The organism is Blautia sp. OF03-13 (genome assembly GCF_003460685.1).
GTDB classification, from domain to species: domain Bacteria; phylum Bacillota; class Clostridia; order Lachnospirales; family Lachnospiraceae; genus Fusicatenibacter; species Fusicatenibacter saccharivorans.
In genome coordinates, this window is the sequence record NZ_QTVR01000067.1 from 1 (window position 1) to 595 (window position 595).

A 595-nucleotide genomic window follows, 5' to 3' on the forward strand; every position below is an offset into this window, starting at 1 on the left:
GTTAAACAGGCAGGAAGAGGACTGGAAGCAACTGGGTGTCCCATTAAGCCGGGCTACGCTTGCTAACTGGATCATTTACTGTGCCGAGAATTATCTCCGTCATGTTTATGATTATTTTCACCGTCAGTTACGGATGCGTAAATATCTGATGGCAGATGAAACCCGGGTTCAGGTACTGAATGAGCCGGAGCGTAATCCTGAAACGGATTCCTGGATGTGGCTCTTCCGCAGTGGAGAAGACGGACTTCCGCCGCTCCTGCTCTATCATTATACAGAGACAAGGGCAAAGTTCCATGCAGCATCTTTCCTACAGGGGTTCAGCGGATATCTGGAGACGGATGGATATCAGGGTTATAATAATCTGCCGGATATCAAGCACTGTTCTTGCTGGGCACATGTGAGACGTTACTTCACAGATGCCATACCGAAAGGGAAAGAGTATGATTACAGCCTTCCGGCAGTGCAGGGAGTACAGTTCTGTTCCAGGCTGTTTGATTGTGAGCGGTACTCAAAAGCAAAAAATCACACTGCGGAGCAGAGAAAACAATTTCGTCTTGAAAAGGAGAAGCCGATACTGGAGGCATTCTGGAATTGG

At 47.9% G+C, this 595-nt stretch carries 1 protein-coding gene; it reads left to right on the forward strand.

What is annotated here, in order from left to right:
• Window positions 1-595 (forward strand): IS66 family transposase (tnpC, locus tag DXA55_RS16925; RefSeq protein ID WP_117814659.1); only part of this gene is annotated, 595 nt, incomplete at both ends.